Origin of the sequence: Citrobacter sp. Cpa228, assembly GCF_030333085.1 — a bacterium.
Classification (GTDB): domain Bacteria; phylum Pseudomonadota; class Gammaproteobacteria; order Enterobacterales; family Enterobacteriaceae; genus Citrobacter; species Citrobacter pasteurii.
Genome location: NZ_JAOWGQ010000043.1, coordinates 93,552 through 116,909 on the forward strand (window position 1 = coordinate 93,552; position 23,358 = coordinate 116,909).

Below are 23,358 nucleotides of genomic sequence, written 5' to 3' on the forward strand. Positions count from 1 at the left end.
ATAAGTCAGTTACGGCTGGCTATAGTGAGAAATGGTGTACTTGAGCCGGGTATTACTTTTACCCAGCTTTCTGGCAATGTTGCTTTTGTACGCCCCGATTGTTTTTTCACTTTTTTGCGATACTCCGGCGATTTGTGCCAGTGACCACCCGCGGGCCAGCATCATCATCACATTGAATTCGTTGGTCGTTATTTTTGTTTGTATTTCTTTGATATTGCGTTGATTTTTGTTTTCGGTGATACGAGTGATTGTTTGCAATAGCTGATCAAGACAGGTGTCCTGATCGAGGAACTGCAGAGCCATTCCGCACACTGTTTGAAAAATAGAAAAAGTGGCTTCATCGGCTAATACGATGATCGTTGTGGATGGTCGTATAGCCATGTTGCGGATAATCCTGGCATATTTTAAAAAATCTGACTTGTCAGGATTAATAATGATGCAATCCGTTTCATAAGATAGCGTTTGGACGGCAGAAAGCGTCTGGGAGGAATGGTACGCGATATCAATATATAATGATGAGCCACGTAGGATTTCTCGCATGCCAAGCCAGGGGTAAATTGAGTCACCCAAAAAAATAGCTTTAGACATAACGATCTCCTTGAAATTTTGGTGCAAGCAGTCGCCTCTTTTTTTGGTTAAAAAAGAGTTTCTCGCGATGCATGAAATGTTAATTAATTCTCGTATGCCCTAAATAATTCAAGTTACAGGAAGTCCGGGGGAAAATTCCCAGGCGTACAGATACTATGTGGCTGAGGTGAACTAACGCAGCCAACGCATATGTAACTTGAAGTATGACGGGTATATTCGCTCTTTGCTTTGAACGGATCCTTTTTTATTCGGATATCAACAGATAATATCTGTCTTTATTTAAATCATTAACTATTCTTAAAGTGGATATTACACTTTGTTAAAATTTAAGATAAATCGTTTATATCACCTCTGTGAAGATGATTGATAGATTTCGCTTATTGATCGGCGAGGTTTTGTGTCCCCCGATTCGACAATGACAGGGAATTCCTATAGGTTTAGAAGGGAAATATTGTTAATTGTTATTAATTTCAAACAGATATGTGATTTTCTTAACGGGGAAGGAAACTACCAGGAGAATTCTTAATCAAAGGCCGGGCAGTGAAGGAGCTAAATGTTTGGAAGGAGAAAATAGTGTTTGATTTGAATTAATGCGCTGTAAATGAATATAATTTAGATTTATATTCTTTATTTATTAATATTTTAAGATGTTTAATCTAAAGTAAGCTTTTCGTGCTTAATCTAAAAATCAGTCTTGCAGCCGCTTTTTTGTCTGCTTTTTGTACGCACGTTTTCTCAGCCAGCCAATAGCTCTTGTTCCACTTGTTGTACCTGCATTTCCAGCGTAGTGCGGATTTCTGTCAGTGCCCGTTGCTGATCGGAAAAGTAGGCTTCTTTGTCTGTTACTGAAGTGGCAAGACGCCAGGCGTTTTCCGCTTCCAGATCGCTAATCTCTTTGAGCAGCGCATTAATTTGCTCCCTGAGCTGCTGAATCTTGCTACGTAAATGTTGTAGATCGTTTAATCGGTCACTTGCCATCATCGGTTCGAGCCCGGTTTGTAACTGGGTCAGTAATGCCCTAACCGCGGCCAGATCGGCATTTTGTCGTGCCTGATTAAGCTGCACCATCATCTGATGGGCTTTCTCTTTCAGGTCATCCGCTACCACGTCCGGGTGGCAAAGGCGGCTGGCCTGACGCCACAGGCGTTTTAACTCATTACGTTCATCTGCTGAAAGCCGCTGGTCGCGGGTGTAACGGTGCTGAGCATCCTGCTGTTGTTCCTGATATTCATCATATTCATGGCTGGCTTCCTCCTGTGCCTGACGGGTCGCGCTGTCGTCCTGGCGAGAAAAGTCGTTTTCCAGTTCACGAATTTCCGCCAGCAGGGCGGTGATAAGCTCAGTCTGTTGCTGAATGCGCTGGCGAGTTTCCACGGATTCGCGGGAGTCCGAACTCAGATTTACCCACTGCTGCTTGAGTTTCGCCAGTTGATCAACGGCCTGTGAAATATAGTGCAGACAGGACTGATAATCTTTTTCCCGACGTTTTCGTTCTGCTTCCTGCTTACGTTGCGCGCTGGCGGCCAGTTGTTTACGCAGTTCGAGAATTCGGCTCATCAACGGTCCGAGGCGAAGATGGTACAGGTCATTGAAATCATCGAGGATTTGAATACGCGTGTTGCGCTTATCAATCAGATCACGCAGTTGGGTTTCAAGCGCTTTCAGTTCGAGCTTACTGGCGGCAATGCCGGGGTCCTGCCACGTTGATACTGCGCGCTGGGATTGTAGCCAGTGTGTAATTTCACGCAGGGCATCGCCGAAACGCCGTTCTTCAATCGCCTGCACGATGACGCCGGGAATGACTGGCAAAGGTTCATTTTTCAGATGCGCCAACTGCTGGAAAATAATCTCTTCATCTTCCAGTTCGATGGCGCTTTTGACGATCTCAAGTCGTTTAATGATCTTATTCATGACAGTCGTTGCCTGGCGTAGTTCAAAAACGAGTGACTGAACCACGCCAGGTTCACCCGTTTGAAAATGTTGGAAAAACAGTAAAGTGCATTCTGTGGCCTGCGATGCCTTCTCGTCCAGAATAATTCACTGTAATGATGAAAAAGCGGTATTAGCGCGCACTTCTTCGCGTCTTTAAACCCTCGTTTCATCTTTTTTATTCACCGGCTAATTATTCTTGATATGATAAAGATAATGCGTATAGTTCTCATTCACTTTTTTGTTATTAGCAATCTGCATGAATTCTGGTAAGGATCCCGACAATGAAAAAAACAACATCCGCTCTGGCATTGTTGGCTGCCATTGCATTAAGCGGCTGTACAACTGACGCTACGCCAGCCAGTAACCCGCTGGCACAGGAAAAAGCAATCGCACCGGCAGCAACGGATATTCAGCAGCGCGCACTGGCTGACGGCTTGTATGAAATGGCGCTGAGTCCAGCAGGTGATGCGCTGTACGTCGCCAGTGCGGAAGGGTTCAAAGATGTTCAGGGTGGGGTGATTTACAAGCTGGATCCGCAAACGCTGAAGACCATCGGTCTGAGCCACACCGATCTGAAAAACTTTGGTATGGCTATCTCGCCAGACGGTAAAACGGTGTATGTCACCAACTCCCTGGATGGTGGCCTAAGCGCGCTGAATGCCGCAGACGGCAAAGTGAAGAATCGCGTGCTGTTCCCGGAACGTAACCCGCAGGGTTTCCCATACGGTGCGCGCCAGGTACTGCTGCATAACGGTCTGCTCTATATTGGCGCCGTTGCCGATCCGGCGGTGATCTGGGTGGTTGATGCCGAAACGCTGAAACTAAAAACCCGGATTAAAAATACCGGTAAATGGATGACCGGACTGCATTACTCAGAAATGACGCAGCGTATTTATGCGGCAAATGGCGGCGGTGAAATCCTGGTTATCAACCCGCGTACTCAGCGCATTGAAAAACGCTGGCAGCCGCTGGGCGATAAACCCGCGTTGCTGTTGAATATGGCGGAAGACCCGCAAACTGGTCGCCTGTTTGTCACCGACAATTCCAAAGCGAAAACGACATTGGTGTTGGATATTCATACGGGCAAGCTGCTCAAACAGCTGGATATCGGGGATTCGCTGGCGGTGAAATTCAATGCGAAGCGTAATGAAATCTATATTACCCAGCGTGATTCCGGAAAATTGCTTAGCCTGAATGCAACGGATTACAGCGTGAAGAAAAGCTGGGATCTCCTCCCCAATCCAAACAGCCTGTTGCTCTCTGCTGATGGTCAAACCTTGTTTGTCACCGTGAAACAGAAATTCAATAAAGACCACTCCACCTCCGCGCCAGATAACGTGGTGCGTATTGATCTGAATAAATAATAACAACATGTTGCCGGGGCGCTCTCCGGCAACGTCGTCAGACTTTTAATGGCATGGCTATGGACAACACTAAAACATACGCACACTTAATGAGAAAAACTGTGCTGGCCGCTACTATTGGCGCGCTTTCCGGCACGGTGAATGCAACTGAGGCCCCCACAGAAGCGGAAGAGACCATTGTGGTACAGGCTGCAGAGGGACGTGATTTTAAGCCCGGTGGCGATACGTTACTGCCTGCTTTTCTCGACGGTCAGGTCGCCAATGGCGGCAGGCTGGGGATGCTTGGTCAGCAAAATGCCATGGATGTGCCATTTAACGTTATAAGCTACACCTCAAAACTGGTCGAAGATCAGCAAGCTAAGACCGTAGCCGATGTTGTCGCCAATGACGCGAGCGTGCAGGCGGTACAAGGCTATGGTAACTACGCAGAGACATACCGTATTCGCGGTCTGAAACTTGACGGCGATGATATGACCTTTGGTGGATTATCCGGTGTGCTGCCGCGCCAGGTGGTGGATACGCAGATGATCGATCGCGTTGAAATCTTTAAAGGCGCGAATGGATTGCTCAATGGCGCGGCCGGTAGCGGCGTTGGCGGGATGATTAATCTTGAACCCAAGCATGCAGACGATACGCCGATCACACGCCTTGGTATGGATTACACCAGTGACTCACAGGTGGGAACGTCGCTCGATGCCGGACGCCGTTTTGGTGACAATAACCAGGTTGGCGCCCGTGTGAATCTGTTGCATCGTGAAGGGGAGGGGGAGGTTGACGATGATAAACGTCGTACCACGCTGGCAGCGCTGGGACTGGATTACCGTGGCGACCGTTTCCGCAGTTCATTAGACGTCGGGTATCAAAAAAAGACGTTTCACGGTGGCAACATGGGGATCAATGTCTACTATGTGCCATTTGTCCCCGATCTGCCGAAAAATACGCACAACTATAGCCAGAGATGGGGTTATAGCGATATTGAAAATGAGTTCGGAATGGCGCGCACGGAATATGATCTGACCGATAACTGGACCGCTTATGCCGGTTTAGGTGCGCAGCACGCGCATGAAATTGGTTTGTACAGTGCCCCGGAAATATACAACCAGGCCGGTGACGCCAAAGCCGGACGCCTTGATACCAATCGTATTATTGATGCGTTCAGCGGGATGGCAGGGCTGCGCGGGAATTTTGATACGGGTTTTGTGTCGCATAAGGTTAATGTAGGTTATTCCGCCGTCACTAAAGAAGACAAAATCGCCTGGCGTATGGGATCACGTGCCGCACGTCCGGACGTCAATATCTACGATACGCAAGATGTAGCAAAACCAGCGGTGACGGCGACGGGAGGCAACTATAGCGATCCGTTAACCAGTGGACGTACGCGTAGTCAGGGGTGGTTACTCAGCGATACGTTGGGCGTGCTTGATGATCAGCTTCTGTTTACCGTCGGCGCCCGTCACCAAAAGGTTGTGGTTCGTGATTACAACAAAGAAACAGGCGCTGAAAACGTTAAGAACAGTTTTGATGACAGCCGCTGGATGCCGACGTACGGTGTCGTATATAAGCCGTGGCAGGAACTTTCTCTTTATGCGAATCATACCGAATCGCTACAGCCAGGCAGCACCGCGCCAAGCAGTGCGGTGAACTACGGTCAAAGCACCGGAATCATCCATGCAAAACAGAATGAGGTTGGGGTCAAAACAGACTTTGGCCGTGTAGGCGGTTCACTGGCGTTGTTTGAAATCAAAATGCCGGTTGCGCAGTTGGATAGCCAGACCCGGTATTACGCCATCAACGGTGAGCAGCGTAATCGTGGCGTGGAGCTGAATGTTTTTGGTGAGCCGGTGTTAGGACTGCGGCTGAACGCCAGTGCAACGTGGCTGGATGCGACGCTCAGTAAAAATCAAAACGGTGTCAACAACGGTAAGACGGCAATCGGCGTACCGGACTTCTATGCGGTGCTGGGGGCTGAATATGATATTAAACCTGTTGAAGGACTCACCGCGACGGCACGGCTGAACCATTCTGGCGCTCAGTATGCCAACGCGGCAAATACCAAGAAACTCGACAGTTTTACCACACTGGATTTAGGTGTGCGTTACCGTATGTCACTCAATCAAAACCAGAACCAGATGATTTTGCGTGCAGGGGTCGATAACGTCACCAACGAGAATTACTGGTCAGGTATTGATGATACCGGGACTTATCTGTTCCAGGGCGAGCCACGCACGCTGAAGGTTTCCGTCAGTTACGACTTCTGATTTTTTTCCTGGGCCTCGGTGCGTTGGGCAAGGATGCCCGGCGTATCCAAACGATTGCGCCTTGCGACAACCAGGTTGAAATGTTAAAAGAAGCCCCTTCAATAAAAACCACACAGGGGTAGGGCGTGAAAAACGCGTCAACTGCATCTGACACCAGCGTGTCTGATGCCGCGTCGACGAATGAACCGACGCTTCAGCGGGGGTTGCAAAACCGCCATATTCAGTTAATTGCGCTGGGCGGCGCAATTGGTACAGGCTTGTTTCTGGGAATCGGCCCCGCTATTCAGATGGCGGGACCTGCTGTATTACTCGGTTACGGTGTTGCCGGGATCATCGCGTTTCTGATCATGCGTCAGTTGGGCGAAATGGTGGTTGAAGAACCCGTTTCAGGATCGTTTGCCCACTTTGCCTATAAATACTGGGGTCCGTTCGCGGGTTTCTTGTCTGGCTGGAACTACTGGGTAATGTTTGTGCTGGTTGGCATGGCAGAACTCACCGCAGCCGGAATTTATATGCAGTACTGGCTGCCTGATGTCCCAACCTGGATTTGGGCTGCGGCTTTCTTCGTGATTATCAATGCGGTCAACCTGGTCAACGTGCGTCTGTATGGCGAAACGGAGTTTTGGTTTGCGCTGATCAAAGTCCTGGCGATTATCGGCATGATTGGCTTTGGTATCTGGATGCTGGTTTCCGGCAACGGCGGCGAACATGCAAGCATTGATAACCTCTGGCGCTATAACGGCTTTTTCGCGACTGGCTGGAACGGACTGATCCTGTCGTTGGCGGTGATTATGTTCTCGTTTGGTGGTCTGGAACTGATCGGAATTACCGCTGCCGAAGCGCAGGATCCGCAAAAAAGTATCCCGAAAGCGGTAAACCAGGTGGTGTATCGTATTTTGCTGTTTTACATCGGCTCATTGGTGGTGCTGTTGGCGCTGTATCCGTGGGTGGAAGTGAAATCCAACAGCAGCCCGTTTGTGATGATTTTCCATAATCTTGACAGTAACGTGGTGGCTTCTGCGCTGAATTTTGTCATTCTGGTGGCTTCGCTGTCGGTGTATAACAGTGGCGTCTACTCTAACAGCCGTATGCTGTTTGGTCTGTCGGTACAGGGAAATGCACCGAAGTTCTTAACCCGAGTCAGCCGTCGTGGCGTACCGGTAAACTCATTGATTCTCTCCGGCGCGATTACGTCGCTGGTGGTGCTGATCAACTATGTGTTGCCGCAAAAAGCCTTCAGCCTGTTGATGGCGCTGGTGGTTGCGACGCTGCTATTGAACTGGATTATGATCTGTCTGGCGCACCTGCGTTTCCGGGCGGCAATGCGTCGTAAGGGGCGTGATACTCAGTTTAAAGCGTTGCTGTATCCGGCGGGTAACTACGTGTGTATCGCCTTCCTCGGCATGATTCTGGTGCTGATGTGCACCATGGATGATATGCGCCTGTCCGCTATCCTGCTGCCCGTGTGGATCCTGTTCCTGTTCGTGGCATTCAAACTGCTGCGTCGCAAGTCCCGCTAATATCTAACCGATCTCATCCTGGTGATGAGATCGGTGATTTATCTATTCTGCAGATTAACGCTGAAATACGCCTGACAGCGCACGAATATCATTTCCGGTAGGGGATTGATGAATGCGTAAACCAAATTCTTCGACGACGGCAAAAATATGGTCGAAGATATCAGCCTGAATACTTTCATATTCCAGCCACACCACCGTATTGGTAAACGCATAAATTTCAATCGGTAAACCGTGGTCATCTGGTGCAAGTTGGCGCACCATTAATGTCATATCTTTGCGAATACGCGGGTGGTGACGCAAATACTCGTTCAGATAAGCGCGGAAGGTGCCGATATTGGTCATCTGGCGATGATTCAATACAGACTCAGGCGCATCTAATTGCTGGTTCCACTCGCTGATTTCCTGGTGACGCGTGGTTAAATAGGGTTTCAGCAGATGCGCTTTATGCAATCGCTGGCGTTCATCCTCATCAAGAAAATGGATGCTGGTGGCATCAATGCTGATGCTGCGTTTAATTCTCCGACCACCGGAAGCCGACATCCCGCTCCAGTTTTTAAACGAGTCTGATACCAATGACCAGGTGGGGATAGTGGTGATGGTGTTATCCCAGTTGCGTACTTTTACCGTGGTTAATCCAATATCAATAACCGCGCCATCGGCACCGTATTTCGGCATTTCCAGCCAGTCGCCCAGCTTGAGCATATCGTTGGCTGAAAGCTGAATACCGGCGACCAGTCCGAGGATCGGATCTTTAAATACCAGCATTAAGACGGCGGCCATCGCGCCCAGACCGCTAATCAGTATTGCCGGGGACTGGCCAATCAGCAGAGAGATCATCAGGATCCCGACGATAATTGCGCCGATTAACTTGATGCCCTGAAATATTCCTTTCAACGGCAGTTGTGATGCGGCAGGGAGCTTTTGTGACAGATTGAGAATCACGTCCAGCAGGGAGAATAAAGACAGCAGGGCGTACATCATGATCCACAGCTGTGCGCAGGTTACTAATATTTCTGCGGCTTCACTGCCTTTCTGTAGCCAGAGTGCGGCCTGTATATTGACAATGATACCTTGCAGCGTGAATGCCAGTCGGTGAAATAATTTGTTCTGCGTGATGATTTGTAGCCACAGACGGGAGCTGGCGTTGGCGCGCTTTTCAAATGCGCGTAATACCACCCAGTGCAAAATAACGTGAACAATAATGGCGGTGATAAAAATAATGCCAAAAATCATCACCAGCGAGGTGGTGTGATTTATTTCAATGCCGAGTTCTTCTACCTGAGATATCAATTCCTGCATAATGTCTCCTTAATAAACAGCGGTCTATGATGACCGCTGTGTGGAGCTTATGCAAATGTGGGGATCAGACTTCTGTCAGCGTCGTTTCTTGCGGCAGACGTGATTTTGGCAGGGCGGCGTTGAAGTCTTCTACGCTGTGATGACCCACCGGGACCACAACAACGCTGGTGTAACCTTTTTCTTTCAGACCAAACTCTGCATCCATGATGGCCGCATCAAAGCCTTCAATCGGTACAGCATCCAGACCCATTGCCGCCACACCCAGCAGGAAGTTACCGACGTTCAGGTACACCTGTTTCGCCATCCAGTGGTTGTCGTCTTTAAGTTCCTTGCGGTGCAGGTCGGCAAAGAATGTACGACCTTTGTGGTTTGCGGCTTTGGCTTCCGGGGTAGCAAAGCGTCCATCGCGCTCTTCTTGATCCACCACGCGTTCCAGCCACGCATCGTCCATCGTCGTTTTGGCGCAGAACACCACGACGTGGGAAGCATCCAGCATTTTACGTTCGTTGAACACAAAGCCGCCGGCTGCGGATTTAGCCACCCGCGCTTTTCCTTCGTCAGTGCTGGCAACGATAAAGTGCCACGGCTGAGAGTTGGTACTGGACGGACTAAACTGCAGCAGTGTTTTTAATTTTTCTGCTTGCTCAGCGGTCAGTTTTTTATTCGGATCGAATGCCTTAGTGGAGTAACGTTTTAAGGCGACAGAAACAATATCCATAACTACTCCTGGTGGTTTTTCGTACCCTGCGGGTGCGTTTTGTTTCAGCAGGGTACAGGGTTAGCGGGAAAAAGATAAGACAGAAAAAAGCAAAAACACTTATTGGAGTTAACGATAAATCAGTCTGGACGCAGGCGTTTTTGATCCCGCTTAGGCAGGCCGTCTACCACCCGGTGCCATGAGTCGTTCACCAGGTCAGTCAGTAATGACTCGCTAATATCATCGCCGGGGTAGACGGATATCCAGTGCTTTTTATTCATGTGATAGCCCGGTTCGATACTGCGGTAAATCTGCTGATTCAGCAGTGATTTTTGTGGATCAGACTTCAAATTAACCAACGGACGACCGCGCTGCTCTGAGACAATCATAAAAATCTTACCGCCGACTTTGAAGACATCGTATTCCGGGCCGAACGGCCAGCATTGCTCAGTAAAAGGCAGTTCGAGCGCAATACGTTTAGCACAAGCATGCAGCGTTTGGCCGTCCATTATTTTTCCTCGCGGGTCAGTGCGCGCCACATGGCCTCAAACCCCATCGAAATATATTCATTCGCGCGGGCAGGATCGCGGGCGGCAAATTCCATGGTTGTTTCTGCCAGTGAAAGAAAAAGCCCATCACCGAAGGCACGATATTCGTCAGACATAAATTCAGGGCGAACGGAACGATGACATAAATCGCGCAGTTCCGGGAACATATCGTCAGCCTGCTGTTCGGTTTCTTTGCTGATTTTCTCGCTGACGGCCAGTTGGCGGATAGTGCGATGTCCACAAGTATGGTCCAGACCCCAACTGATGTAGCTGTTCCAGATGGAGTGAGTCATGGTTTTGGCATCGGTCACTGAGCGATCCAGATTTGCCATCATTGACTGGCAGAGGTCTTGTTTTAAATGGAGGTAAAGCTCGTTGATCAGATCATCTTTTGTGGCGAAATAGCGAAACAACGTTCCCTCTGCGACACCTGCATTGCGGGCAATAACGGCGGTAGAGGCCGCAATGCCTGATTGTGCAAATGCTGCGGTTGCAGCTTCCAGTAATGCCTGTTTTTTGTCTTCACTCTTCGGACGAGCCACTACACTTTACCCCTAAGTCTGTAAAAAAATAGGATTGAATCACGGCCTTTGCCGCACCGCAACGGCGAATGTCAAAGATTGAAAATCATCTTGACGACAAACTTTCGATTTCTATAATGAGTGCTTACTCACTCATAATCAAGAGTCAGTCGCGCAACCCAGCGGAAAGGGGGCGCGTTTAAGGTCAGGATATGAAGCGTCTCACAGTTTGTGTGGTTGTTATTATGCTCATTGCCGCAGCAGCAAGTTTACCGTTTGTACTCAATGCCGGATTTGGTCAGGCGCCGCAAGGAGCACAACTGAGTCAGGTTGAACAGTCGCCACACTATCGTGATGGACAGTTTCATAATCAGGTCCCGACCCCGGGCTATACCGGCAACAAAGGTATGCTGGCGGCCTGGTGGGAGTTTCTGATCGCGAAGCGAGAAAACGCGCGACCCGCGCAGCCGTTGCCACTGGTTGCGACCGATCTCGCCAGTTTATCGCCACAGCAGGATACCCTTGTCTGGCTGGGACATTCCTCGTGGTATTTACAATTGGCGGGCCAGCGTATTCTTATTGATCCGGTGTTGAGCAATTATGCCGCACCGTTTTCATTCCTGAATAAAGCTTTTGCTGGTGAGTATCCGTGGACTGCGCAGACGATGCCGGAGATCGATCTTCTTATTATCTCGCATGATCATTATGACCATCTGGATCTCGCCACCATCAAGGCCCTGATGCCGAAGATTAAGCGCGTGATTACGCCACTTGGCGTGGGATCGCACCTGCGTTACTGGGGAATGAACAGCGAGATTATTGAGGAACGTGACTGGAATCAATCTGTCAAAGTGACGGACTCGCTGATCGTCCATGTCCTGCCTGCCCGCCATTTTTCTGGCCGGGGGATTAAACGTAACCAAACGCTGTGGGCCAGTTTCATGTTTGAAACGCCGGAACAGAACGTTTACTACAGCGGCGACTCCGGCTACGGGCCGCATTTTAAAGCGATTGGCGAGCAGTTTGGCAAGGTCGATTTGGCAATCATGGAAAATGGTCAGTATGACCAGGACTGGAAGTTCATTCATATGATGCCGGAAGAAACCGCCCAGGCCGCGGCCGATCTGCACGCGAAAGCGGTATTACCCGGACATGCGGGTCGCTTCGTTCTGGCAAAACACACCTGGGATGATCCCTACAAAAGACTGGCACTTGCCAGTCGCCGCCAACATTACCGATTGCTGACGCCGATGCTGGGTGAGCCGGTAGCACTGTCCGAACCGGACCAACAGTTTACGGCCTGGTGGCAGCAGGCAACGCAATGAACAGAGGGGAGAGCATGATGACGATTTCTGCTCAGGTAATTGATACGATTGTTGAATGGATTGATGATAATTTGAACCAACCCTTGCGCATTGATGATATTGCGCGCCATGCGGGGTATTCAAAATGGCATCTGCAGCGCCTTTTTCTGCAGTACAAAGGCGAGAGCCTCGGGCGTTATATCCGTGAACGTAAGCTATTATTAGCGGCACGCGATCTGCGTGATACCGACCAAAAAGTTTACGATATCTGCCTGAAGTATGGCTTCGATTCGCAGCAGACTTTCACGCGTATTTTTACCCGTACGTTTAGCCAGCCGCCTGGGGCGTATCGTAAAGAAAATCACAGCCGCACACATTAACGGTATACGGGTTCTCGCGGGTCTATTCTGCCAGCGAGAACCAACGCCGCCAGATGAAGCGCAGTACAAAATACTCAATCACCCCGAGAAGCAAGAACCACAGACAAAACAACAAAGTATAAAACTGATTAAGATCCATTAAATGAAAGGTTGTGACTAACTTTTGCGCCAACACCAGGCCAAGCGAAGGGGCGGGCAGCAGCAGGCAGGAAAGCAGAGCCAACAGCAGTATCCCGGCGGCGGTCATCAGTGATTCAAGCGGGTGTTTCATGGCATTGTTAAACTTGAGTTAAAAAGCCATTGTCCGGGATATCGTTGGTTAACGCAAACGTCGCGCTTAATGCCCCGCCCAGATCTCACAGTGTTTTTTCACCAGTCCACTCAGCGAGCCACCGTTTGCCACAAAATCACGCATGTGCCGCACCTCATTGTGACCCTTTTTCACCTGCTGATGTAAGGTGTGAACGGCACTCGCTGCCCCCACTTTTTCCGCCGACGCTGCGACAGTGTCCAGTAAGCGTAGCGTGTCATCAGCCAGGCGATGGTGATCCCCGGTATTCACGTCGGTGAGTATTCCTTCCATCCCAAAACGACAGGCCTGAAAACGGTTGAACTTGTACAACAGATAATCATTTTCCTGATGCCTGAATGGCCGTTCGGTGAGTAACCAGTGGGCGGTAGCCTGAATAAGCCCGGCTATGTTGAGTGCGTGCTCAAGGGTCAGCGGGGTGTCCATCACCCGTACCTCTACTGTGCCAAAATGCGGACTGGGGCGGATGTCCCAGTGCAAATCTTTAATGCTGTCAATCATGCTGGTATACGCCAGTTGGCGAAAGAGCCTGGTAAATTCCTGCCAGTTGCTCACCCACGGCATCGGGCCATTATCGGGAAATCCGGAGAAAATGTTCAGCCGTGCACAGGCAAAGCGTGTATCAGCAGCCTGCATATAGGGCGAGGCCGCAGAGAGCGCAATAAAGTGGGGGACAAATCGCGACAGGCCGTGCAGCAGGTAAATCGCATCGTCACCGTTGGCACAGCCGATATGAACATGCTGACCGAAAACCGTGGCCTGCTGAATAAGGTAGCCGAAGTTCTCCAGATTCCGCCGATAGCGTTCGTCATCACACACTTCCTGACGCTGCCATGTTTGAAACGGGTGCGTACCACCGCCGCAGATGTCGAGGTGAAGCGTTTGGGCTGCGCGCAAAACAAGGTGCTGCATGGTGGAAAACTGCGCGGCCGCCTGGTCAACATCGCGACACACCCCGGTCGCCATTTCCAGCATACTTTCGGTGATATCGTGCTTCACCTCGCCGACGGTGAGTTCTGACTTCACGGCGTCAATCAACCTGGACGCGTCTTGGCTCAGATCGTAGCCCGGAGGATTGATTACCTGCATTTCCAGTTCAATGCCTAACGTAAAGGGGTCAGAGACATGAAAATCGGGTAGTGACATCGTGTTCTCCTGAGCGTTGATTTCTAATCAGTATAGAAGGGGCGGCGATTTTCTGTTCTGCGTGAAAAATCCCTGACCAGCGCTTTGAAGGTGAAATGGCGGGTGCTATAACGTGGTTTTTACTTGCATAACCGGGGGTGAACAGTGCCAGAGATAAATCTGTATGGGCAGACGGTGGGTGATGCCCTGCCGGACTGGAATGGCGCAACCGCGCTGCCACGGAGTGTGCTTATTGGTCAATATTGCCGTCTGGAGCCCCTGGACGCTGACAGCCATGCCGCCGATCTGTTTGACGCCTACGCGCAGGCACCTGACGAACGTGACTGGACCTGGCTTGCCAGCACGCGTCCTGCGAGCGTAGAGGAGGCCGTGCGTTGGGTCACGGGCAAATCAACGGATGCCTCTTTGGTTTCCTATGCGGTGATTGATTTACAATCCGGGCGCGCCGTAGGGTTAGTCTCATTTATGGCGATCGACCTTGTAAATGGCTCGGTCGAGATAGGCCATGTGACCTGGTCGCCACGAATGAAGAATACGGTACTGGGTACAGAAACCGTCTGGCTGTTGCTACGCCAGGCGTTTGCGCTGGGCTATCGTCGCGTGGAGTGGAAATGCGATTCCCTGAACATCGCATCCCGACGTGCGGCGGAGCGTTTAGGGTTTATCCATGAAGGTCGCTTTCGCCAAAAGATGGTGCGTAAGGGGCGCAACCGCGACAGCGACTGGCTATCAATGATTGACGATGAGTGGCCACAGCGTGACGCTGTTTTGCAGCGTTGGCTGGCTGTCGACAACTTTGATGAAAACGGGCGACAACGCCGATCGCTGGCGGCGTTTCAACCGGCATAGTACGTTTGCCTTGATCACTCAGACTGAAAAGGCCGGGGCCGGGCATAGGGTAATGATGTTTTCTTCACGCCGAAACCAGCTAACGTTAACGCTCAGCCCGGCGAGGCTTTGCGAAAATGACGGCGTAATTTGCAAGGTGATCTGCGTCGTGGTGAGAGCGATAACGTTGGCGCTGGAGAAGCCCGGAAGGTGCGTCAAATGCGCTGAAAACGCCTTATACAGACTCTCTTTGGCGCTGAAGGCCAGGGTTAAGGCAAGTGGAAAGGGGAGTGATGCGTGAAGCAAAACCTGTCGCTCAGTGTTGTCGATAATGCTGTCAGTCAGCTCAACTGCGACCTGCGGCGAAAAAATAGCTTCAATATCCAGTCCGACGGGGTGGCATGAGACGACAGCCAGTGCCGTTGTTGCGCTATGGCTGATACTGCCAAAGAGGCCATGTGGCCACAGCGGTTGTCGCTGTTCGCCGATGCCGGGCACCGTTTTGATACCGTATTCACGTAAAGCATGTATTGCGGCGATACGTCCTGCCAGATGTTCTGCTTTACGTTTACGTGCGCCAGCGGTTAGCTGGGCATGGTGAGGGAGCCAGAGCAGATCGTGTTCGTGAAAGCTGTTGGGATCGAACTCAACAATGTGCAGCGTCTGGTCTGCGAAAGTGAGTGGTGTGTGCGTTGTGTGCATCATAGTTATGATTTCCCTCTCCCCGCAGCGAGGAGAGGGAAAGCGTTATCAGAAGTGCGTGTTAACGCTCATGAACCACGTACGACCCGGTTCGTTATAGGTGTACGCGCCAGCGCCCGCCATATAATTACCGGTAACGATATCACCAGTGGTCTGGGCATTGCCTTCACGCCACAGACGTTTGTCAAAGACGTTATCCACGCCGCCGGTCAGGCTGACGTTTTTGGTCACGTCCCAGGTCGCGCTCAGGCCGACGATGCTGTACGGACTCACTTCTTGTGCCGAGCTGCCGGTCACCGGTTTACCCTGGTAATCGTATTTCTTCGGCTGCTGTTTGCCGTACCAGGTAAAGGTGGATTGCAGTGACAGATCTTCACGCGCCTGCCAGCTCAATGTTGAGTTCAGCGTGTACTCAGGAATAATCGACAGACGTTCGCCAGTCTCTTTATTCTTGCTTTGCAGCATGTAGGTGATGTTGTTGGTCCAGGTAACGGTTTCGCTAACCGGCACGTTCAACGTTCCTTCCAGGCCTTCTACCACCGCTTTAGGAATGTTTCCCCACTGATAGATATCGGTGTAGGTTGTTGTGGTCTTGCCCGTTGTTGCGTTTTTCTTGCTGATCGAGGTTCTGTCAAACGGTACCGTACCTGCTTCAATCTTGTTACGGTAATCGTTGCGGAACCAGGTGATGCCGGCCAGCCAGCCGTCACGTTTGAACTCGAGACCAATCTCTTTGTTGATGCTGGTTTCAGCTTTCAGGTCATCGTTACCCATCATGTAGCAGCCAATACCGCTGGCAGAACCGGTGGCATAACAGCCCTGGCCTTTACTGTACAGAATGTAATTTGGGTTGAGTTGGTACAGGCTTGGTGCTTTATAGGCGCGCGCGATGCCCATTTTCAGCGTAAAGTCGTCGCCCAAACCTTGAGACAGGTTCAGCGACGGGCTCCAGTTGTCGCCCACAATGCTGTGGTGATCGAAACGCAGACCCGGTGTCAGCATGGTGCTGTCGGTCAGCTCCATGTTGTTTTCGGCAAACAGAGAGAAGATCTCGGCTTTCGAATATGGGCTGCGATCGGTGCTGCTATAGCCTGGAATATTACCGCCCATAAAGGACTGCGAGTTAGACAGCATGTCCTTCATGCGCTGCTGGTTCCATTCAGTACCCAGCGTCAGGTTTTGATTGACCAGCAGATCCAACGGAATGCTGATCTCACTGTGCAGCATGACGTCATTCAGGTCGGCATCGACATATTTTTGTGAAGCCGTCGGGTCGAAGATCCCCTCGGTTCCACCGGCCAGACCTTCCGGGGTGCGAGAGTTCCGCGTGTGTTCGTACTGCACCCAGTTGCTGGTGGTGACACCATTATCCCAGCCGCCGTTCCAGGTCAGCGAGTAGTTCTGACGGTACAGACGGTTAGTTTCTTTACCGTAGTTATCTTTCACCAACTGGTTAGTGTTGGTATTTTGCGTGTCACCCGCGTACAGGTTGCCCTGGCGGCTGTAACCCGCTTCCAGTTCCAGTGACTGAAGTGGGGCGAAATCCCAACGCACAATACCGTTGATGTCTTTGTTGATCACCCCTTCGCGACCGGCCGGTAAGGTATTGGAATACGTACCTGTACGTTCTGACTGATGGCCCTGGTTGATATCCCAGGCATCGGCCTGTGTTTTATCGAGGTTACCGTACAGACGGAAGCTGAAATCTCCGCCCATTGGACCATTCAGGCTAAAGTTGGTGCGTTTGGTCGAACCTTCGTCTTTGTGCTCCGGCGCGTTGAAATAGGTATCCCATGAACCGTGCCATTCACTGCTGCCTTTTTTGGTGATGATATTCACCACACCACCTGCCGCGCCGTTGCCGTAGCGTGCTGCTGCCGGGCCGCGCAGGACTTCAATGCGTTCTATCATTTCAGGTGGTACCCAGGCGGTATCACCGCGGGTATCACGCTCACCACGCCACCCCTGACGCACAGAGTTGCGGCTGGTGACCGGTTTGCCGTCGATCAGAATCAGGGTGTTTTCTGGGCCCATACCGCGAATATCAATCTGACGGTTGTTACCGCGCTGGCCGCTGGTTGAGTTACCGGTCAGGTTAACGCCTGGCATGGTACGGATGATTTCCGAGACGTCGCGAGCCGGAGGGTTCTTGCGGATTTCATCTGCGGTGATGGTTGAAACGCCCGGCGCCTGCAGGTTCTGCTGAGCGGCGGTGACGACGATGGTGTCTTCATGAGAGACGGCGGCGCTATCGGTTTTATCTTCTGCCATCGCAGGCAGTGCTACCCCGTAAATCCCTAAATTGACCAATAAGGCCAGTGAATGAATCTTGTTGTTCATTGTATGTCCTGCTTTCTTTTAGCCACGAGTACCCGTGTGCCGTTTTGGGCACCAGGCCTGATGTCGCCCGCATCTGCGTAAACCCTCCGTTCCAGAAAAAAGTACGCAGCGCCAGGTCGGTTTATAAGTGGTGAAAAACTGTGCGCGCTTCCCACAGCGCGTCAATACGCTATTGCAAATGCAAATAGTTATCAATAATATTATCAATATATTTCACGCTCATATATAAAATTTCAAAATAAACATGGGGTTATGACAGTGACGGCGTTAATGATGGGAAGCGAGGCGTGGTGGCAGTCAAAAAATGGCCCGGAATGGGAGCGAGAAGACAACGGTGATTACCGCGTAACGTTCTGGTGGCGCGATCCACAGGGAAGCGAAAAAGAGTCAGCCATTCGCCGGGTGTGGGTCTACATCACGGGTGTTACCGATCATCATCAAAATGCCGTACCCCAGTCGATGCAACGTATTGATGGTACGAATGTTTGGTGCTGGAATATTTCCCTGAGCGCTAACTGGCGCGGCAGTTACTGTTTTATCCCCTCCGATCGAAACGATATTTTTGCCTCACTGGCACCGGGTGAAACGCCCGATCGCACTGTGCTACGCGAAGGCTGGCGACAACTGCTGCCACAGGCTATTGCGGATCCTCTCAATACTCAAAGCTGGAAAGGGGGTCGGGGGCATGCGGTGTCCGCGCTGGAGATGCCAGATGCTCCCGTACAGCCGGGATGGGATCGCCCTGAAAATCCCGACTCGCCCGCAGTATGCCTGCAATGGCACAGTGACCGGTTGGGTAATACGCGCCGGGTGTGGGTTTTCACCACCGGTGAAGCCAACCCGCAAGAACGTCCCCTGGCTATTCTGCTGGACGGACAATTTTGGGCACACAGTATGCCGGTCTGGCCGGCACTGACCTCACTCACTCATCGTGGCCAGCTTCCTCCCGCGGTATATCTCCTGATTGATGCCATTGATACGCCGCATCGCAGCCATGAGTTGCCGTGTAACGCTGATTTTTGGCTGGCAGTTCAGCAGGAATTATTGCCGCTGGTGAAAACCACGACGCCATTCAGCGACGACCCGCAGCGCACGGTGGTTGCCGGGCAAAGTTTTGGCGGTTTGGCTTCGCTGTATGCCGGACTGAACTGGCCAGATCGGTTTGGCTGCGTACTCAGTCAGTCCGGATCTTATTGGTGGCCGCATCGCGATGGTCATCAGGATGGCGTGATTATTGAACAACTGAAGGCCGGAACGGTAAGCGTTCAGGGTCTACGTATTGTGCTGGAAGCCGGGACCCGCGAGCCGATTATTTTTCGTGCTAATCAGGCGCTATTCACCCAATTTCCCTCTGCACCACAGTCTATTTTCTGGCGTCAGGTTGAGGGTGGACATGATGCGCTTTGCTGGCGCGGCGGCTTAATGCAAGGGCTGATGACGCTCTGGCAACCGCTCACCGACACGCTTTAACCGGATGATGTTCCACGACAGGAGTTGAGTATGGAATTCAGTAACCCCTTCGATAACCCGCAGGGACAGTTTTACATTCTGCAAAACCCACAACGTCAATTCAGCCTCTGGCCTCAGCAGTGCTCACTTCCTGCTGGCTGGACGGTTGCGTGCGAACCGCAGTCGCAGGACGCCTGCCAGCAATGGCTGGATGCGAACTGGACCACGCTGACGCCAGCAAACTATGTCGATGTACAGGAGGCGCAATGACTCAGCGCTTACCCTTAGTTGCGGCCCAGCCAGGGATCTGGATGGCAGAAAAGCTCTCCACATTGCCCTCGGCGTGGAGCGTTGCACACTATGTCGAATTAACCGGTGAACTGAATGCACCACTGCTGGCAAAGGCGGTCGTGGCCGGTCTGGAGCATGCGGATACCCTGCGGATGCAGTTCACTGAGGATAACGGTGACATCTGGCAATGGGTTGATCCTACGCTCACCTTTGCTGAACCTGACATTCTCGATTTACGCAATGAATCCAGTCCGCACGAGGCGGCACGCGCGTTGATGCGGGCGGATCTGCAACAGGATCTTCGCGCTGACGGCGGCAAGCCGCTGGTCTTCCATCTGCTCATTCAGGTGGGAGATAAACGCTGGTACTGGTATCAGCGCTATCATCACTTACTGGTTGATGGCTTTAGTTTCCCGGCTATTACCCGCCAGATTGCTGCAATTTACACAGCGTGGCTGCGCGGTGAATCCACGCCAGCCTCGCCATTTACGCCGTTTGCCGAGGTCGTGGAAGAGTATCAACAGTATCGTCAAAGCGATGCCTGGCAACGTGATAGCGCATTCTGGGCTGAACAACGCCAACAACTGCCGCCGCCGGCTTCATTGTCGAGCAAACCGCTGCCAGGTCGCTCAGCCAGCGCGGATATTATTCGTATGAAGTTAACTGCGCCTGAAGGTTCATTCCGCCAGCTTGCGTCACGCATGCCAGATGTTCAGCGTGCGGATCTGGCGCTGGCGCTGGTTGCATTGTGGCTCGGTCGTTTATGCAGCCGAATGGATTATGCCGCCGGGTTTATCTTTATGCGCCGCATGGGGTCAGCGGCGCTTACCGCTACCGGGCCGGTGTTAAATGTCCTGCCCTTTGGCGTGAGACTTGATGCAGCAGAAAGTCTCCCTGCGCTTGCGCAACGGCTGGCTGGACAGCTGAAGAAAATGCGCCGACACCAGCGCTATGATGCCGAACAAATTGTCCGTGACAGCGGGCGTGCGGCCGGGGCTGAACCACTGTTTGGCCCGGTGCTGAACGTGAAGATCTTTGACTATCAGTTGAATATTCCTGGCGTGCAGGCACAAACCCATACGCTGGCGACGGGGCCGGTGAACGATCTGGAACTGGCGCTGTTCCCGGATGAAAACGGTGGGCTGAGCATTGAAATTCTGGCGAATAAGCAGCGATATGACGCCGCTACGTTGGCACAGCATGCTTCGCGTTTAACGGCGCTTATCGCGCAATTTGCCGCAAATCCGTCGCTACGCTGCGGGGATGTGGAGATGCTGCTGGCGTCTGAGCACGAACAGTTGGCGACAATTAACAATACGGCAGTGACGATCCCTTCCACCACATTGAGTGCGCTGGTGGCCGGGCAAGCCAGCAAAACACCGGATGCGCCGGCGCTGGCCGATGCTCGCTATCAGTTTAGCTATCGCGAAATGCGTCAGCAGGTGGTGGCACTGGCAAAACTGCTGCGCGAACGCGGTGTGCGCCCAGGGGACAGCGTGGCGGTTGCCTTACCGCGCTCCGTGTTCCTGACGCTGGCGCTGCACGGTATCGTCGAAGCGGGAGCCGCCTGGTTACCGCTGGATACCGGATATCCGGACGATCGCCTGCGGATGATGCTGGAAGATGCTAAACCTACGTTGCTTATCACCACTGATGAACAACGGGTTCGTTTTAGCGGTATCCCTGGGCTGGAAAGCCTGTGCTACACCGCGCCGTTGCCAGAGCAAGATGACACACCATTAGCTTTATCACGACCAAATCATACGGCCTATATCATCTTCACCTCCGGATCGACGGGCAGACCAAAAGGGGTGATGGTGGGACAAACCGCCATCGTTAACCGTCTGCTATGGATGCAGAATCACTATCCGCTGACGGCCGACGATGTGGTGGCGCAAAAAACGCCATGCAGTTTTGATGTTTCGGTCTGGGAGTTTTTCTGGCCCTTCATTGCCGGCGCAAAACTGGTGATGGCTGAACCAGAGGCACATCGTGACCCGCTGGCGATGCAACAGTTCTTCGCGACGTTTGGGGTGACGACAACGCACTTTGTACCGTCGATGCTGGCGGCGTTTGTGGCCTCACTGACGCCAGAAACGGCGCGGGAAAGCTGCTCCACGTTGAAACAGGTGTTTTGTAGCGGTGAAGCGCTGCCGGCAGCGTTGTGCCGCGAATGGGAGCAACTGACTCACGCGCCGCTGCACAATCTGTATGGGCCAACCGAGGCGGCGGTAGATGTAAGCTGGTATCCAGCCTGGGGTGAGGAGCTTGCTGCCGTAGCCGGGAACAGCGTACCAATCGGCTATCCGGTCTGGAATACCGGTTTGCGGATCCTCGATGCCATGATGCGTCCAGTGCCCATTGGTGTCGCCGGTGACCTGTACCTGACGGGGATCCAACTGGCGCAGGGATATCTCGGCCGACCAGATCTGACGGCGAGCCGTTTTATTGCCGATCCCTTTAACCCTGGCGAACGTATGTACCGTACCGGAGACGTGGCGTGCTGGCTGGAAAATGGCGCGGTGGAATATCTTGGGCGCAGTGATGACCAGCTAAAAATCCGTGGGCAGCGTATTGAACTGGGTGAGATTGATCGGGTGATGCAGCAGCTGCCAGATGTTGAGCATGCTGTTGCCCATGCCTGCGTATTCAATCAGGCGGTAGCGACAGGCGGCGATGCGCGCCAGTTAGTGGGCTATCTGGTGTCACAATCGGGTTTACCGCTGGATATTCCGGCATTGCGCGAGAGTCTGCGCGCAACCCTGCCTGCACATATGGTACCGACAGTGCTGCTGCAACTGGCGGAGCTCCCGCTCAGCGCCAACGGCAAGCTGGATCGTAAAGCGTTACCAATGCCACAACTGACGTCACGTCAGGAAGGGCGGGCGCCGCGAGCAGGGACTGAAACTACGATTGCTCAGGCGTTCACGGCCTTGCTGGGCTGCGAGGTCAATGATGTTGAAGCGGATTTCTTTGCGCTTGGCGGGCATTCTCTGCTGGCGATGAAGCTGGCGGCGCAATTGAGCCGCATTTTTGAGCGCCAGGTAACGCCTGGGCAGATTATGGTGGCCTCGACCGTCGAACAGCTCAGCGCATTGCTGGATGGCAATGATGACGAGCAGTCGCAACGGTTGGGATTTGAAACGCTGCTGCCGCTGCGTGAAAGCGATGGTCCTGTGCTGTTCTGCTTCCATCCGGCATCGGGTTTCGCCTGGCAGTTTAGCGTGTTGTCACGCTACCTTCCTCCACAGTGGTCGATTATGGGTATCCAGTCACCGCGACCGGATGGCCCGATGCAGACAGCAGAAAACCTGGATGCGGTGTGCGAACAGCACCTGGCAACGTTACTTCGTCAGCAACCTCATGGACCTTATTATCTGATTGGGTACTCGTTGGGCGGTACACTGGCGCAGGGCATTGCTGCCCGATTACACGCGCGCGGAGAAACGGTCGCATTTCTTGGCCTGCTGGATACCTGGCCGCCGGAAACGCAAAATTGGTCGGAAAAAGAGGCCAATGGACTCGACCCGGAAGTGTTAGCGGAAATTGATCGTGAGCGGGAGGCGTTTCTGACTGCTCAGCAGGGCAATGCATCCGACGCATTGTTTAGCGCCATCGAAGGTAACTACGCCGATGCGGTTCGCCTGCTGAGTACGGCACATAGCGTACCTTTTGCGGGACACGCTACGCTGTTTGTTGCTGAACGCACGTTACCGCCGGGAGTCAGCCCGGAACGCAGTTGGTCGCCGTGGATTTCCAGTCTGGATGTTTATCGCCAGGACTGCGCGCACGTTGATATCATTACGCCAATGGCTTTCGAGAAGATTGGGCCAGTCATGCGTGACTTGCTCAACGATATCCAATAAATGGACTCGCCACCT

General features: G+C 52.2%; 19 protein-coding genes. 9 read left to right on the forward strand and 10 right to left on the reverse strand.

Annotated elements, in window-relative coordinates:
• Positions 1-9: 9 nt before the first annotated feature.
• Together OGX91_RS09750 and OGX91_RS09755 are read right to left on the reverse strand one after the other, a co-directional pair.
• Complete coding sequence (locus tag OGX91_RS09750; protein WP_040232609.1) at positions 10-588, reverse strand: LuxR C-terminal-related transcriptional regulator; 579 nt, start codon at positions 586-588, stop codon at positions 10-12.
• A 735-nt stretch (positions 589-1,323) separates the two neighbouring features.
• Entirely contained in the window at positions 1,324-2,499 is a 1,176-nt protein-coding gene (locus OGX91_RS09755; protein ID WP_182290815.1) for a coiled-coil domain-containing protein, read from the reverse strand.
• Between the two features lie 302 nt (positions 2,500-2,801).
• Between OGX91_RS09755 and OGX91_RS09760 the strand changes: the two genes are divergently transcribed.
• The 3 genes from OGX91_RS09760 (at position 2,802) to pheP (ending at position 7,662) form a co-directional block, all read left to right on the forward strand.
• Entirely contained in the window at positions 2,802-3,884 is a 1,083-nt protein-coding gene (locus OGX91_RS09760) for a YncE family protein (protein WP_199947275.1), read from the forward strand.
• Between the two features lie 89 nt (positions 3,885-3,973).
• Positions 3,974-6,142 (forward strand): TonB-dependent receptor, encoded by a 2,169-nt coding sequence (locus OGX91_RS09765; protein WP_370552100.1) that lies wholly within the window; start codon positions 3,974-3,976, stop codon positions 6,140-6,142.
• Positions 6,143-6,267: 125 nt separating this feature from the next.
• The gene (gene pheP / locus OGX91_RS09770) at positions 6,268-7,662 is read left to right on the forward strand and encodes a phenylalanine transporter (protein ID WP_061067477.1); all 1,395 of its coding nucleotides are present in this window, start codon (positions 6,268-6,270) and stop codon (positions 7,660-7,662) included.
• A gap of 54 nt (positions 7,663-7,716) precedes the next feature.
• Here the strand turns inward: pheP and OGX91_RS09775 are convergent, their stop codons facing one another.
• The 4 genes from OGX91_RS09775 to OGX91_RS09790 form a co-directional block, all read right to left on the reverse strand.
• Positions 7,717-8,961, reverse strand: coding sequence for a mechanosensitive ion channel family protein (locus OGX91_RS09775; RefSeq protein WP_005122014.1), 1,245 nt, complete (start codon positions 8,959-8,961; stop codon positions 7,717-7,719).
• A gap of 64 nt (positions 8,962-9,025) precedes the next feature.
• Positions 9,026-9,679, reverse strand: a complete 654-nt coding sequence (gene nfsB, locus OGX91_RS09780; RefSeq protein ID WP_005122012.1) for an oxygen-insensitive NAD(P)H nitroreductase — start codon at positions 9,677-9,679, stop codon at positions 9,026-9,028.
• A gap of 119 nt (positions 9,680-9,798) precedes the next feature.
• A complete protein-coding gene (locus tag OGX91_RS09785; protein WP_005122011.1) occupies positions 9,799-10,167 on the reverse strand; it encodes an MmcQ/YjbR family DNA-binding protein in 369 nt (122 codons plus the stop codon).
• Positions 10,167-10,748 carry a TetR/AcrR family transcriptional regulator gene (locus OGX91_RS09790; protein ID WP_005122009.1) on the reverse strand — a complete coding sequence of 194 codons (582 nt, stop codon included), beginning with the start codon at positions 10,746-10,748 and terminating at the stop codon, positions 10,167-10,169. Before OGX91_RS09790 ends, OGX91_RS09785 begins: the two co-directional genes overlap by 1 nt.
• A gap of 191 nt (positions 10,749-10,939) precedes the next feature.
• On the opposite strand from OGX91_RS09790, the gene OGX91_RS09795 reads away from it, so the two are divergent.
• On the forward strand, positions 10,940-12,052 hold the full coding sequence (locus OGX91_RS09795; protein ID WP_149691375.1) for an MBL fold metallo-hydrolase: 1,113 nt from the start codon (positions 10,940-10,942) through the stop codon (positions 12,050-12,052).
• 17 nt (positions 12,053-12,069) lie between these two features.
• Positions 12,070-12,411, forward strand: coding sequence for a RamA family antibiotic efflux transcriptional regulator (locus tag OGX91_RS09800; protein ID WP_005122005.1), 342 nt, complete (start codon positions 12,070-12,072; stop codon positions 12,409-12,411).
• 22 nt (positions 12,412-12,433) lie between these two features.
• Here OGX91_RS09800 and OGX91_RS09805 read toward each other — a convergent pair whose 3' ends face one another.
• Positions 12,434-12,682, reverse strand: coding sequence for a DUF1158 family protein (locus tag OGX91_RS09805; RefSeq protein WP_005122002.1), 249 nt, complete (start codon positions 12,680-12,682; stop codon positions 12,434-12,436).
• A gap of 66 nt (positions 12,683-12,748) precedes the next feature.
• The gene (locus OGX91_RS09810) at positions 12,749-13,867 is read right to left on the reverse strand and encodes a YbdK family carboxylate-amine ligase (RefSeq protein WP_040232602.1); all 1,119 of its coding nucleotides are present in this window, start codon (positions 13,865-13,867) and stop codon (positions 12,749-12,751) included.
• Between the two features lie 144 nt (positions 13,868-14,011).
• Between OGX91_RS09810 and OGX91_RS09815 the strand changes: the two genes are divergently transcribed.
• Positions 14,012-14,716, forward strand: a complete 705-nt coding sequence (locus tag OGX91_RS09815; protein WP_199947278.1) for a GNAT family N-acetyltransferase — start codon at positions 14,012-14,014, stop codon at positions 14,714-14,716.
• 18 nt (positions 14,717-14,734) lie between these two features.
• Here OGX91_RS09815 and entD read toward each other — a convergent pair whose 3' ends face one another.
• Entirely contained in the window at positions 14,735-15,397 is a 663-nt protein-coding gene (gene entD / locus OGX91_RS09820) for an enterobactin synthase subunit EntD (protein ID WP_188231850.1), read from the reverse strand.
• 48 nt (positions 15,398-15,445) lie between these two features.
• Complete coding sequence (locus OGX91_RS09825) at positions 15,446-17,737, reverse strand: TonB-dependent siderophore receptor (protein ID WP_040232601.1); 2,292 nt, start codon at positions 17,735-17,737, stop codon at positions 15,446-15,448.
• Positions 17,738-17,989: 252 nt separating this feature from the next.
• On the opposite strand from OGX91_RS09825, the gene fes reads away from it, so the two are divergent.
• The 3 genes from fes to entF are packed head-to-tail and all read left to right on the forward strand — an operon-like array spanning position 17,990 to position 23,343.
• Complete coding sequence (fes, locus tag OGX91_RS09830; RefSeq protein WP_040232598.1) at positions 17,990-19,207, forward strand: enterochelin esterase; 1,218 nt, start codon at positions 17,990-17,992, stop codon at positions 19,205-19,207.
• Positions 19,208-19,237: 30 nt separating this feature from the next.
• A complete protein-coding gene (locus OGX91_RS09835) occupies positions 19,238-19,456 on the forward strand; it encodes an MbtH family protein (RefSeq protein ID WP_005123454.1) in 219 nt (72 codons plus the stop codon).
• Positions 19,453-23,343, forward strand: coding sequence for an enterobactin non-ribosomal peptide synthetase EntF (entF, locus tag OGX91_RS09840; RefSeq protein WP_155021563.1), 3,891 nt, complete (start codon positions 19,453-19,455; stop codon positions 23,341-23,343). The genes OGX91_RS09835 and entF overlap by 4 nt, the downstream gene beginning before the upstream one ends.
• Positions 23,344-23,358 lie beyond the last annotated feature (15 nt).